We start from the raw sequence: 13,335 nt of genomic DNA, 5'->3' as shown, positions 1-13,335 counted from the left end.
AGCTGGGCTGCTCAGCATTTTATTTCGAATATTCATGGCGATAGAGAGGAGGTGATGCCCCCGGGGCGCGTCGGGCGCGTGACCGGGGGGCGAACAGCGTGGCGTGTTTCTCTCATCGGACGCTTGTTTCCTTTAAGAAACTTCGTCTAGTCTTGGGGCACGCAAGGGCGGTCGTCCATCGGTGGCGGTCGCATCGAACACCTCTCTTTTCTTCGTCAATCCGAGGCGGTCCATGAGCGAGATGAAGCACACCCCCCTGTATGCCCTGCATGTCGAGCTGGGGGCCAAGATGGTGCCCTTCGCCGGCTACGAGATGCCCGTCCAGTACCCGCTGGGCGTCAAGAAGGAGCATGAGCACACGCGCGGTGCCAGCGGCCTGTTCGATGTCTCCCACATGGGGCAGGTGCTGCTGCGCGGCCCGCAGCCCGCCGAGGCGCTGGAGACCCTGGTGCCCGCCGACCTGGTCGGCCTGCCGGCCGGCATGCAGCGCTATGCGCTGTTCACCTCCGAGGAGGGGGGCATCCTCGACGACCTGATGGTGGTCAACAACGGCGATCACCTCTACCTGGTGGTCAATGCCGCCTGCAAGGCCGAGGACATCGCCCACCTGCGCCAGCGGCTGCCCGAGGGCTACGAGGTGGAGGAGCTCGATCGCGGCCTGCTGGCCCTGCAGGGCCCGAAGACCGCCGAGGTGATGGCGCGCCTCTGCCCCGCGGCCTGCGAGATGGTCTTCATGCAGCACGGCCACTTCGAGATCGACGGCATTCCGGTGTGGATCAGCCGCAGCGGCTATACCGGCGAGGACGGCTTCGAGATCTCGGTGCCGGCCGAGCAGAGCGAGGCCCTGGCGCGCCGCCTGCTGGCGGAGCCGGAGGTCGAGGCGATCGGCCTGGGGGCCCGCGACTCCCTTCGCCTGGAGGCCGGGCTCTGCCTCTACGGCCACGACATCGACACCGGCACCACGCCGGTCGAGGGCGGGCTCATCTGGGCCATCGGCAAGCCGCGCCGCCACGGCGGCGAGCGCCCGGGCGGCTTCCCCGGCGCCGAGCGGATCCTCGCCCAGGTCGAGTCCAAGGACCACGCCAAGAAGCGGGTCGGCCTGCTCGGCGAGGGCCGCGCGCCGGTGCGCGAGGGCACCGAGCTCTTCGACGGCGAGGGCAACGCCCTCGGCCGGGTCACCTCCGGCGGCTTCGGCCCCACGGTGGGGCAGCCGGTGGCCATGGGCTACGTGCCCGTCGCCCTGGCCGAGCCCGGCACCACCGTCTATGCCGAGGTGCGGGGCAAGCGCCTGCCCATGGTGGTGACCAAGACCCCCTTCGTCACCCCGGGCTACTACCGCGGCAAGTGAGGCCGCGGGCCACGATCCGTCCGCCGGGAGGCCCCGAGGCCCGCCCGGCGAGCATGCAGAGGCACCACCCCTAACAATCAAGAGGATGTCGTCATGTCGTTCACCCATCTGCAGGAAGCCGATCAGGATCTGCTGCGGGCGATTCGCGAAGAGGAGGGGCGCCAGGAGGCGCACATCGAGCTGATCGCCTCCGAGAACTACGCGAGCCGCGCGGTCATGGAGGCCCAGGGCAGCCAGCTGACCAACAAGTACGCCGAGGGCTATCCGGGCAAGCGCTACTACGGCGGCTGCGAGTTCGTGGACAAGGTGGAGGCGCTGGCCATCCAGCGCGCCTGCGACCTGTTCGGCGCCGACTATGCCAACGTCCAGCCCCATTCCGGCGCCCAGGCCAATGCCGCGGCCTTCATGGCGCTGGTCAAGCCCGGCGACACCATCCTCGGGATGAGCCTCGACCACGGCGGCCACCTGACCCACGGCGCGGCCCCCAACTTCTCCGGCAAGCACTACCACGCCGTGCAGTACGGCCTGAACGTCGAGACCGGCGAGATCGACTACGACGAGGTCGAGCGCTTGGCTCGTGAGCACCAGCCCAAGCTGATCATCGCCGGCTTCTCGGCCTATGCCCGGGTGGTCGACTGGCGGCGCTTCCGTGCCATCGCCGACGCCGTAGGCGCCTGGCTGCTGGTCGACATGGCCCACGTGGCCGGGCTCGTCGCGGCCGGGCACTACCCGAGCCCGCTGCCCCACGCCCACGTGGTGACCACCACCACCCACAAGACCCTGCGCGGTCCCCGCGGCGGCCTGATCCTCTCGGCACACCCCGATGAGGCACTCCACAAGAAGCTCAATAGCGCGGTCTTCCCGGGCCAGCAGGGCGGTCCGCTGATGCACGTGATCGCCGCCAAGGCGGTGGCCTTCAAGGAGGCGATGAGCCAGGAGTTCGTGCAGTACCAGCGGCGGGTGATCGACAACGCCCGGGCCATGGCCGGGGTGTTCATGGCGCGGGGCTACGAGGTGGTCTCCGACGGCACCGACGATCATCTGTTCCTGGTCTCGCTGATCAAGCAGGGCGTGACCGGCAAGGACGCCGACGCGGCCCTGGGGCGCGCCCATATCACCGTCAACAAGAACGCCGTGCCCAACGACCCGCAGAGCCCCTTCGTCACCTCCGGCCTGCGCCTGGGCACCCCGGCGGTGACCACCCGCGGCTTCGGCGTCGAGGAGTGCGAGCGCCTGGCGGGCTGGATCTGCGACGTGCTGGATGTGCTGGCGGCCGGCGACGACACCTCCGCCATCGAAGAGACCGTGCGCGATCAGGCCGCAGCGCTCTGCCGGGCCCATCCCGTCTACGCCTAGGAATGGAGGCGTCGGCCAAGGGCGCGGAAAGGCCCCGGCCGATGTCGCCGGCACTCCAGCCAAAGAACGAGGCGGGTCCCCTGGGGCCCGCCTCTTCGCGTGGTGTGTGGTGCCGCCGTCGGCGGTAAGATGACGGCCTCACGCCGCTCCCTGCCGTTGCGCAGGGCGCGGCACCGGCACCGACGGACAGGAGCAGCGGTGGTATCACGGCAGGGATTCATCCTCACCCGGCACTGGCGGGAGACGCCCCAGGGCGTCGAGGTCGCGTTCTGGCTCGCCACCGACGAGGGGCCGCTCGAGGTGCGCCTGGCGCCCCGGCCCTCGGTGGCCTTCCTGCCGGCCGAGCAGCGTGAGCGCGCCGAGGCGGTGCTCTCCGGCGAGCCGGGCGTCACGCTTCGTGAACTGGCGCTGCGCGACTTCCAGCACCGCCCGGTGCTGGGCCTCTACTGCCGGGAGCAGCGCCGGCTGGGGCAGCTCGAGCGCCGTCTCCATGAGGCCGGCGTGACGCTCTACGAGGCCGATATCCGCCCGCCGGAGCGCTACCTGATGGAGCGCTTCATCACCGCGCCGGTGGCGGTAACCGGCACGCCCGACGGCGAGGGCCGCCTGGTCGCGGCGCGGCTTGCGCCCGCGCCGGACTACCGCCCCCGGCTGCGTCCGGTGTCGCTGGACATCGAAACCAGCGCCCGGGGCGAGCTCTACTCGATCGCGCTCGAGGGCTGCGGGCAGCGCCAGGTGTTCATGCTGGGCCCCCCCAACGGCGAGGCCTTTGATCTCGACTTCCGCCTCGACTACTGCGAGAGCCGCGCGGGGCTGATCGAGGCGCTCAACGCCTGGATCGCGACCCATGACCCGGACGCCATCATCGGCTGGAACCTGGTGCAGTTCGACCTGCGCCTGCTCCACGAGCACGCCCGCCGACTCGGCGTGCCGCTGCGGCTGGGCCGCGGCGGCGCCGAGATGGAGTGGCGGGCCCACGGTCGCGAGGCCAACCGCTACGTCGCCTCGGCGGCGGGCCGGCTGATCATCGACGGCATCGAGGCGCTGCGCTCCGCCACCTGGCACTTCCCCTCCTTCAGCCTCGAGCACGTGGCGCAGACCCTGCTCGGCGAGGGCAAGGCGATCGAGACGCCCTACCAGCGCCTCGACGAGATCCTGCGCCGCTTCGCCGAGGACAAGCCGGCGCTGGCCCGCTACAACCTCAAGGACTGCGAGCTGGTGACGCGGATCTTCGCGCACACCGAGCTCTTCGCCTTCCTGCTGGAGCGGGCCAGCGTCACCGGGCTCGCCGCCGATCGCAGCGGCGGCTCGGTGGCGGCCTTCACCCACCTCTACCTGCCGCGACTGCACCGGCTGGGCCTGGTGGCGCCCAACCTCGGCACGGGGGAGGCCGCCGAGAGCCCCGGCGGCTTCGTGATGGACTCGCGGCCCGGCCTCTACGACTCGGTGCTGGTGCTCGACTTCAAGAGCCTCTATCCGTCGATCATCCAGAGCTTCCTGATCGACCCGGCGGGGCTCGTCGCGGGGCTGGCCGAGCCCACCGACGACGCCTCGGTACCGGGCTACCTGGGCGCGCGCTTCTCGCGCACCCGCCACGCCCTGCCGGGCATCGTGGCGCGGGTCGGGGAGGGGCGCGAGGCCGCCAAGCGGGCCGGCAACGCGCCGCTCGCCCAGGCGCTCAAGATCATCATGAACAGCTTCTACGGGGTGCTGGGCTCGAAGGGTTGCCGCTTCTTCGACGCGCGCCTGGCCTCGTCGATCACCATGCGCGGCCACGCCATCATGCATCGCACCCGGGAGCTGATAGAGGCCGAGGGGTATACCGTTATCTACGGCGACACCGATTCCACCTTCGTCTGGCTCGGCCGCGCGCATCCGGAGGCCGAGGCGGCGGCGATCGGCCGGCGCCTGGTGGCGCGGGTCAACGCCTGGTGGCGCGAGCACCTGGCCGTCGAGTACGGCCTGACAAGCGCCCTGGAGCTGCAGTTCGAGACCCACTACCGGCGTTTTTTGATGCCCACCATCCGCGGTGCCGAGGCGGGCAGCAAGAAGCGCTATGCCGGGCTCGTGCGCGACGCGGCGGGGGAGGAGCGGCTGGTCTTCAAGGGGCTTGAGACGGTGCGCAGCGACTGGACCGAGCTCGCCAAGGAGTTCCAGCAGGAGCTCTACCGACGCGTCTTCGCCGGGGAGCCGTGGCGGGACTACGTGCGGGACTTCGTCGGCGACTTCCTGGCGCGGGTCCGGGCCGGCGAGGAGGACGCGCGGCTGATCTATCGCAAGCGGCTGCGCCGACGCCTCGACGACTACCGGCGCAACGTGCCGCCCCACGTGCGCGCCGCCCGGCTCGCCGACGAGCACAACGACCGGCTGGGTCGCCCGCGCCAGTACCAGCAGGGGGGCTGGATCCGCTACGTGATGACGGTGGCCGGGCCGGAGCCCCTGGAGCGTCGGCAGGCGGCGATCGACGCCGACCACTACCTGACCCGCCAGCTCCAGCCGGTGGCCGATGCCATCTTGCCCTTCGTGGGCGACGACTTCACGGCGCTGATCGACCGCCAGCTGGGGCTGTTCTGAGCCGTCGAGCGGGGTGCGGTCCGTCGCCCGTCACCCGTCACCCGTCACCTCGAGGCGCGTGCATCCACTGGGTGTCACGGAAAGGGTCAGGCCTGCTCGGGGACTCACCCCTGTTCCTCGTCGTCGTAGTGGATGATCGACAGCAGCTGTAGCGGCACTTCGTGCAGTTTTTCCGGGCCATGGGGCACTGCCGCATCGAAGGCCAGGCTGTCGCCGGGGGCCATCTCGTAAAACTGCTCGCCATGCCGGTAGGTCAGTCGCCCTTTCAGCAGGTAAATGAACTCGTGGCCGGCGTGGCAGAAGTTAGGGAACACCTCGCTGGCGTCGTCCATGGTGATCAGGAAGGGTTCGTAACGCTTCTTGGGCCCCTGGCGGTAACTCAGCAACTGGTAGGTATGGCCGACCTCGGTGCCGGTGCGTACCACCTCCATGCCTTCCCCGGCCTTGATGTGCTGGGCACCGCGTCCAACCCGATCGTAATCGCTGAACAGCTTCGAGATCGGCAGATCGATGGCGTTGCACAGCCGGCTCAGGGTGTCGAGGCTCGTCGAGACCTGGGCGTTTTCGACCTTACTGATCATGCCCTGGCTCAGCCCGGCGATACGCGCCACGTCGGAGATCTTGTAGCCCTGGGACAGGCGTTTCTGTTTCAAGGCCCGGGCGATATGCTGCTCCAGACGCAGATGCGTTTCGTTCTTGTCGGTTGTGACGGAATCGCTCATGGCGGTAAAGGCCTCATCGACGGCTGGACGATACCCAATTGTGCCAGAGGAGCGTCGGGAGCGGGACCTCGCGTCAAGGAAGGGCGCTGGGCACCGTGCGGGTCGCCGTGGTGAGATCTTGCGCCCTCCCGACGGCTGGGTGCGGTGAACCGTGCCATGGGCGAGGCGGACAGGGGCGAAACGGACAGGGGGGAAGCGGACAGGGGCGTTCCGGGCCAGAGCCGTGCCTGGCCCGGAAGGGGGCTGTCAGCCCGGGGTCGGTGGGAGTAGCTCGGCGATGCCCAGGGGACCGCCGTCGAACTCCTGCATGGCATCCAGCAGCGCGGACCACAGGTAGTCGGTGGCGGCACTGTCCACCAGCAGGTGCAGGCAGGGTGTCGTGTCCAGGCGATCGCGGATGACGATGGCATCGACCCGGGCGACCGAGGTCTGGGCGACCTGGCCCTCGGTGAAGGCGTCGTCGGCGAGGTCGACCGCGCACAGCTTGGCCATCACCGCGGCTGCGTGCTCGCCGGTCAGCGCCAGCCAGGCATGGCTGTCCTGGCGGGGTAGCCCATAGCAGCCCGGGGCCTCGTCCGGAGCAAGGGCCGGCGTCGCGTCCGTCGCCTGCGGGTCGGCCAGCAGCAGGTACTCGGTGGCGGAGAGCCGCACCACCCGTCGCCCGTCGGGCTGTGCCTGGCAGCGATTGGGCGCCTCGGGGAGCCGGTAGCCCTGCTCGCGCAGTGTGTCGGCGGCCGCCGGCCCGCGCACGCCCGTGCGCGCCAGGGCCGAGAGGTCGATCAGGCCGCAGCGGGCCAGACGGGACGTTTCCGTGCCGGCCTCGGCCAGGCGGGCGGGGGTCGCGCCGTCCCCCAGGGTGACCCAGGTGCAGTCGGGCGCCTGGACATGCAGGGCGTGGAGCGGGGTCCTCGCCAGGGGAAGCGGATCGTTGCGGGTCGCCATGTCAGAGCTCCTGTCGGGCGTTGTCGGGGTCGTAGAACGGCAGCGCGACCACCTCGGCGGTCACCTCCTGGCCAGCGTCGACGCGAATGGTGATCCGGCTGCCCGGGGTGGCCTTGTCCGGAGCGGTGTAGGCCAGGCCGATGATGGCGCCGAGGGTCGGCGAGGGCTCGCAGGAGGTGATGTTGCCGGTGATGGTGTCGCCCTCCAGCACCAGATGCCCCTCTCGAGGCCGAGGGCTGGAGGCGGGCAGCCGGAAGCCCACCAGCCGGCGCTTGGGCGGCTGGGCGGCGAGGATGTCGACGGCGCGGTGGCCGACGAAGAACGGCTTCTTGCGATTCACCGCCCAGCCCAGCCCGATCTCCTCCGGGTGGCTCATGCCGTCAGTGTCCTGGCCGATGATCACGTGCCCCTTCTCCAGGCGCAGCAGGCGCTGGGCCTCGACGCCGAACGGCCGCAGGCCGAAGGCGGCGCCGGCGTCCATCAGCCGGTCCCAGAGGGCCTCGCCGTAGCGCGACGGCACGTGGATCTCGTAGCCCAGCTCGCCGACGAAGCCGACCCGCAGCAGCCGCGCCGGCATGTCGGCGACGTGACCGGTGCGCAACTCCAGGTAGGGGAAGGCCTCGGCCGAGAGGTCGATGTCGTCGCACAGCTGCTCGAGGACCTGGCGGGCCCGGGGGCCGGCGACGTTGACCGCGGCGAAGGCCGAGGTGACGTTGGCGATGTCCACGTCCAGGCGCCACTGGGCGTTCCACTGCAGCATGCTGCGATGGACGTTGGTGACGCCGCTGGTGGTGGCGGTGACGTAGAAATGGTCCTCGGCCAGGCGGCACGACACGCCGTCGTCGATCACCACGCCCTGCTCGTTGGTCATGGGCGCGTAGCGGGTGCGGCCCACCGGCTGCTTGAGGAAGCCGAAGGTGTAGAGGCGATTGACGAACTCGGCGGCATCCGGGCCGCGGATCTCGAGGCCACCCAGGGTCGAGACGTCGATCATCCCCACCGCTTCGCGCACGTGGCGGGCCTCCTCCTGCATGCAGCGGGTGCGGTCAAGCTGGCCATCGGTGGCCGGATAGAAGGCCGGACGCTGCCAGTTGCCGGCGGGCATCATCTGCGCGCCGAGTTCCACATGGCGGCGCTGCATCGGCGTCAGACGGTAGGGATCGAAGCCGCGGCCGGCCAGGTGTGCCAGGGTCTCGGCGGTGAAGGGCGGCCGGGCCGTGGTCACCCCGGTCTCGCCGACGCTGCGCCCGGTGGCCTGGGCGACCAGGCGCGCGGTGGGCAGTGCCGAATGACGGCCCTGGGAGGGCCCCATGCCGACCGTCGAGAAGCGCTTGACCAGCTGCACGTCGCGATAGCCGTGGCGGGTGGCGTTGATGATGTCCTCGATCTGCAGATCCTCGTCGAAGTCGACGAAGGCCTTGCCCTTGGGATGGGGGAAGATCGGCCAGGGGTGATTGACCTGCCTTGTCCCGGATGGGGCGCTCGAGGCGGCGGGCGTCGGGGCCTCGCGTCCCAGGGCGCGCAGCGCCTCGGCGGCGGCCCGGATGCCGTCCCCGCGCACCTGCTCGAGGTCGTGCAGGCCGTTCACCGATCCGGCGATGCGCAGGTGCTTGGGCAGGCCGCTGATCGTGAACTCGGCCACCGCGTCGTCGTAGCTGAGCTTGCCGCCGGCCTGGCACAGCAGCTGATAGGCGGGCATGTAGCCGGCGGTCATGCACAGCAGGTCGCAGGAAAGCGTCGTCCCCTGCTCGGCCACCTCGCCCTGGCCGGTGATGGCGCGCAGCTCGACGCCGGTCACCCGATGCAGGGACTTGTCGTGGCGGGCCTCGAAGACGGTATGACCGAGATGTAGCGGGATGCCGGCGGCTTCAAGTGCCCGGGCCAGCTCGGGGTCATCGGCCTGGGCGCGCAGGTCCGCCAGGGCGGCGACCTCGACGCCCTGGGCATGGAGATCCAGCGCCGCCAGGTAGCCGTCGTCGTTGCCGGTGAGCATCACTGCGCGCTGGCCCGGCTTGATCGCATAGTGGCGGATCAGCCGCTGGGCGGCGCTGGCCAGCATGACGCCGGGCAGGTCGTTGTTACGGAAGATCACCGGCTGGTCGAAGCTGCCCGAGGCGACGATGCACTCGCGGGCGCGCACCTTGAACATCCGCCGGCCCTGGATCACCGGCAGGTAGTTGTCGGGGAACCAGCCGTTGCAGGTGGCGTTGCTAAGCACCCGGATGCCGGGATGGCGCTCCACGGCCGTGACCAGCTCGTCGCGCAGCGCCTCGCCGCGGGTGCCGTCGATGTCGAAGCGGGCGTAGGTCAGGGCGCCGCCGAGGCGCGGCTGGTCGTCGACCAGCAGCACCCGGGCGCCGCCCTCGGCGGCGGTGAGTGCGGCCGCCAGCCCGGCGGGGCCGCCGCCCACCACCATCACCTCGGTGAACAGGTAGGCCTTGTCGTGGTAGTGGCCGCGGGCCGCCAGGTCGAGCTCGCCGAGGCCGGCCTTGCGGCGGATCAGCGGCTCCCAGACTTTCCACACGCCCCGGGGCTTGTAGAAGGTGCGGTAGTAGAAGCCTACCGGCATGAATCGGGAGAACTTGCCCAGCGCCATGTCGCGGTCCTGGTCCAGGCTGCCGGAGTAGTTCTGGCCGGTGACCGTGAGACCGTCCTCGAGGCGCCGGGTATCGGCCAGCACATTGGGCTCGTCGGGCAGCTGCACCAGGGTGTTGGCGTCCTGGCCGGCCAGGGTCAGGGCGCCACGGGGGCGGTGATACTTGAACGAGCGCGACAGCAGCAGGCGGCCGTGGGCGGCCAGGGCGCTGGCGATGCTGTCGCCGGCGAAGCCCTGATAGGACTGGCCCTCGAAGGTGAAGCGCATCGGGCGCTCGCGATCGATCAGGCTGCCCAGCGGGGCGGGCAGGCGCGAGGACACGGCGCTGGCCGCGTCATCCAGGGGTTCGTAACGGGTCATGAGGCAGACTCCTCGCGGGAAAACTCGATGCGCTGCCGGAACAGCTCGCCGGGATCGAAGGTGCGCTGCACCTCATCGGTCAGCAGGTGGCGCTCGGCCAGGAACCAGTAGCCGCTGGCGGTGTGGAACCACCACTCGGTGATCATTCCCGGCTGGTTGTCGTGATAGAAGACGTGCTCCGCCCACTCGCGGTCGCTGCAGGTGGCGGGGTCGGGCATCGTCTTGAGCTCCCCGCCGTAGACGAATTCACTGATGTTGCGGGGCCCGTTGAGCGGGCAGTTCAGGATCTTCATGGTGTCTTGCCCCTGATCTTGCGGTGACGGTTCTCAGTGGCTGGCCGCGGTGGCGCCCATCTCGTTGACCTGCTCGAAGTTGGCGAAGCGCGCCAGGCTAAAGGGGCGGATCAGGTCGGGTACCTGGCCGCCGCTGGCGACCAGCTGCGCCATGGTCTTGCCGCAGATCGGGGTCGCCTTGAAGCCCCAGGTGCCCCAGCCGGCATCCAGGTAGTAGTTCTCGACCGGGCTCTCGCCCATGATCGGGCTGTAGTCCGGGGTCATGTCGGTGATCCCGCCCCACTGGCGCATCAGCTTGGCCTTGGCCAGGAAGGGGAACATCTCGAGGCCGCTGGCGATCAGGCTCTCCTTCAGCTCCAGGGTGGAGCGGGTGTTGTAGAGGGGGTAGGGGTCCGAGCCGCCGCCGAACACCACCTCGCCGCGACTGGTCTGCTGGACGTAGCAGTGCATCGCCGAGGAGCTGACCAGCGGATCGAGAAACGGCTTGATCGGCTGGGTGACCATGGCCTGCAGCGGATAGGAGACGATCGGCAGGCGAAAGCCGGCCTTGGCGGCTAGCACCGAGCTGTGGCCGGCCACCGCCTGCACGGCGCAGCCGCAGCGCACCGTGCCGCGGTTGGTCTTGACGCCGGTGAGGCGGCCGTCCTCGACGATCAAGTCCTGCACCTCGGTCAGCTGGTGGATCTCGACGCCGCGCTTGGCCGCCTCCTTGGCGTAGCCCCAGGCCACGGCGTCGTGGCGGGCGGTGGCGCCGTCGCGGTGCCACAGGCCCTCCAGCACCGGCAGGTGGCCCGGGTCGAGGTTGAGGCTGGGGACCAGCTCGGCGATCTGCTGGCGATCGATCATCTCGGTGCGGCCGCCGAAGTGCTTGTTGACCTCGGCCCGCTGGCGGAAGGCGCGCACCGTGGCATCGGTATGGGCCAGCGTCAGCTGGCCGCGCTCCGAATACATGATGTTGAAGTCGAACTCGTTGGACAGGTTCTGGAACAGCTTCACCGAGGCGGAATAGAAGCGGACGCCCTCCGAGGTCAGGTAGTTGGAGCGGATCACCGCGGTGTTGCGGGCCGTGTTGCCGCCGCCCAGGTAGGCCTTCTCCAGCACCGCGACGTTGGTGACGCCGTGGTACTTGGCCAGGTAGTAGGCGATGGCCAGGCCATGACCGCCACCGCCGATGATCACCACGTCGTAGCTGGCCTTGAGCTCCGTGGGCGGGGGCAGATCCACCTCCGCGGGGTACTCGGACGACAGGCCGTATTTCAGTAAGGCAAAAGGCATGGAACCCCCTTGGTGTGTCCCTCAGGCCAGCGCCGCGGCGCTGGCCTGCCGGCGCTGCAGCCGGGTGGCGGTGACGGTGTTCTGCATCAGATAGGCGATGGTCATCGGCCCGACGCCGCCGGGCACCGGCGTGATGGCCGCGGCCACCCGGCTCGCGGCGTCGAAGTCGACATCGCCGACCAGGCGGTGGCGGCGCTCGCCGTCACCGTCACACGCGATGCGATTGATGCCGACATCGATGACCACGGCGCCTGGCTTGAGCCAGTCGGCGTCGAGCATCTCCGGCCGGCCGACGGCGGCGATCACGATGTCGGCCTGGCGACACAGGGCGGCGGCATCGCGGCTCTTCGAGTGCAGCATCGTCACGGAGCAGTCCGCCGCCAGCAGCAGGGCGGCCATGGGCTTGCCGACGATGTTGGAACGCCCGACGATCACCGCGTGCTGGCCGGCGAGCTCGCCGCAGGTCTCCTTCAGCAGGCGCAGGCAGCCGGTCGGGGTGCAGGGCGCCAGCACGGGCAGGCCCTGCCACAGGCCACCGGCGTTCTGGCGGTGGAAGCCGTCGACGTCCTTGGCCGGATCAACGGCCTGGATCACCGCGTCCTCGTCGATATGGTCGGGCAGCGGCAGCTGCACCAGGATGCCGTGCACCTCGGGGTCCCGGTTGAGGCGCGCGATCAGCGACAGCAGCTCGGCCTGGGGCAGGGTGTCGTCGAAGCGGTACTCCAGCGAGCGGATGCCGACGGCCTCCGCCTTGCGCAGCTTGTTGCGCACGTAGACCTGGCTGGCGGGATCCTCGCCGATCAGGACCACGGCGAGTCCGGGGACGATGCCGTCGGCGGCGAGGCTGGCGACATCCGCGGCGACCTCGGCCAGCACGCGCTCGGCACAGGCCTTGCCGTCGATGCGGGTCGCCAGGGGCGATTCGGTGGGGGCAATGCTCATCAGAAGATCACCGTCTTGTTCTGGTCGAGGAAGACACGATGCTCGAGGTGGTACTTGACCGCCTGGGACAGGGCGACGGTCTCGGTATTGCGGCCCACCGTGACCAGGTCCTCGGGACGATAGGTGTGGTCGACGCGCTGGACCTCCTGTTCGATGATCGGGCCCTCATCGAGGTCCGAGGTGACGTAGTGGGCGGTGGCGCCGATCAGCTTGACGCCGCGTTCATGGGCCTGGTGGTAGGGCTTGGCGCCCTTGAAGCCGGGCAGGAAGGAGTGATGGATATTGATGGCGCGGCCGGAGAGCTTCTGGCAGAGGTCGTCGGAGAGGATCTGCATGTAGCGCGCCAGCACCACCAGCTCGGTCCGGGTCTCGTCGACGATCTCCATCAGCGCCGCCTCCTGGCGGGCCTTGTTGTCGCGGTTGACCGGCAGGTAGACGAAGCGGATGCCCTCTCGTTCGGCCATGGGGCGCAGGTCGAGATGGTTGGAGACGATGGCGGTGATCTCCATGTCGAGCTCGCCCTTGCGCTGGCGATACATCAGGTCGCTGAGGCAGTGGTCGTACTTGCTGACCATCAGCAGCACGCGCATCGGCTGGTTGTCGTGCCGGAAGTCCCACTGCATGTCGAACTCCTCGGCGATGCCGACGAAGTCGCGCTTGAGGGTCTCGATGTCGCCCTTGATGCCATCGTTGAAGCGGAACTTGGCGCGCAGGAAGAAGCGCCCGAGTTCCTCGTCGTCATATTGGGCGAGCTCGCTGATATAGCACTGACCTTCGGTGAGAAAGGAGGTCACGGCGGCGACGATGCCCGAGGTGGCGGGGCAGGAGATCTTGATGATGTAGCTGTCGTCTGACTGGGGCATGGAATCGTGTTCCTTCGAAAGGGAGAGGAGGCCCGGCGCTGGCTCGCGCCGGCAACCGTGTCGT

General features: G+C 69.6%; 10 protein-coding genes. 3 read left to right on the top strand and 7 right to left on the bottom strand.

The window, feature by feature from the left end; translation table 11 throughout:
• Positions 1–232 precede the first annotated feature (232 nt).
• From gcvT to FIU83_RS10445, 3 genes are all read left to right on the top strand, one after another.
• The gene (gene gcvT / locus FIU83_RS10455) at positions 233–1,348 is read left to right on the top strand and encodes a glycine cleavage system aminomethyltransferase GcvT (protein WP_152483999.1); all 1,116 of its coding nucleotides are present in this window, start codon (positions 233–235) and stop codon (positions 1,346–1,348) included.
• Positions 1,349–1,441: 93 nt separating this feature from the next.
• Positions 1,442–2,704: a serine hydroxymethyltransferase gene (glyA, locus tag FIU83_RS10450; protein ID WP_152483998.1), complete on the top strand. Its 1,263-nt coding sequence runs from the start codon at positions 1,442–1,444 to the stop codon at positions 2,702–2,704.
• A gap of 198 nt (positions 2,705–2,902) precedes the next feature.
• On the top strand, positions 2,903–5,278 hold the full coding sequence (locus FIU83_RS10445) for a DNA polymerase II (protein ID WP_152483997.1): 2,376 nt from the start codon (positions 2,903–2,905) through the stop codon (positions 5,276–5,278).
• A 104-nt stretch (positions 5,279–5,382) separates the two neighbouring features.
• Here the strand turns inward: FIU83_RS10445 and FIU83_RS10440 are convergent, their stop codons facing one another.
• The 7 genes from FIU83_RS10440 to purU all read right to left on the bottom strand — a co-directional run bounded on the left by FIU83_RS10440 (position 5,383) and on the right by purU (position 13,271).
• Positions 5,383–6,000 carry a helix-turn-helix domain-containing protein gene (locus tag FIU83_RS10440; protein WP_152483996.1) on the bottom strand — a complete coding sequence of 206 codons (618 nt, stop codon included), beginning with the start codon at positions 5,998–6,000 and terminating at the stop codon, positions 5,383–5,385.
• A gap of 246 nt (positions 6,001–6,246) precedes the next feature.
• Positions 6,247–6,942 carry a sarcosine oxidase gene (locus tag FIU83_RS10435; RefSeq protein WP_152483995.1) on the bottom strand — a complete coding sequence of 232 codons (696 nt, stop codon included), beginning with the start codon at positions 6,940–6,942 and terminating at the stop codon, positions 6,247–6,249.
• A gap of 1 nt (position 6,943) precedes the next feature.
• Positions 6,944–9,898, bottom strand: coding sequence for a 2Fe-2S iron-sulfur cluster-binding protein (locus FIU83_RS10430; RefSeq protein ID WP_152483994.1), 2,955 nt, complete (start codon positions 9,896–9,898; stop codon positions 6,944–6,946).
• Positions 9,895–10,191 (bottom strand): sarcosine oxidase subunit delta, encoded by a 297-nt coding sequence (locus FIU83_RS10425; protein ID WP_152483993.1) that lies wholly within the window; start codon positions 10,189–10,191, stop codon positions 9,895–9,897. Before FIU83_RS10425 ends, FIU83_RS10430 begins: the two co-directional genes overlap by 4 nt.
• Positions 10,192–10,224: 33 nt before the next feature.
• Positions 10,225–11,466 (bottom strand): FAD-dependent oxidoreductase, encoded by a 1,242-nt coding sequence (locus FIU83_RS10420; RefSeq protein ID WP_152483992.1) that lies wholly within the window; start codon positions 11,464–11,466, stop codon positions 10,225–10,227.
• 21 nt (positions 11,467–11,487) lie between these two features.
• Complete coding sequence (gene folD, locus FIU83_RS10415) at positions 11,488–12,408, bottom strand: bifunctional methylenetetrahydrofolate dehydrogenase/methenyltetrahydrofolate cyclohydrolase FolD (protein ID WP_152483991.1); 921 nt, start codon at positions 12,406–12,408, stop codon at positions 11,488–11,490.
• Positions 12,408–13,271 (bottom strand): formyltetrahydrofolate deformylase, encoded by an 864-nt coding sequence (gene purU / locus FIU83_RS10410; RefSeq protein ID WP_152483990.1) that lies wholly within the window; start codon positions 13,269–13,271, stop codon positions 12,408–12,410. Before purU ends, folD begins: the two co-directional genes overlap by 1 nt.
• Positions 13,272–13,335: the final 64 nt, after the last annotated feature.

The organism is Halomonas sp. THAF5a (assembly GCF_009363755.1).
Taxonomy (GTDB): domain Bacteria; phylum Pseudomonadota; class Gammaproteobacteria; order Pseudomonadales; family Halomonadaceae; genus Halomonas.
Note: the sequence above shows the minus strand (reverse complement) of the source record. Positions and strands in the feature narration are given on the sequence as shown.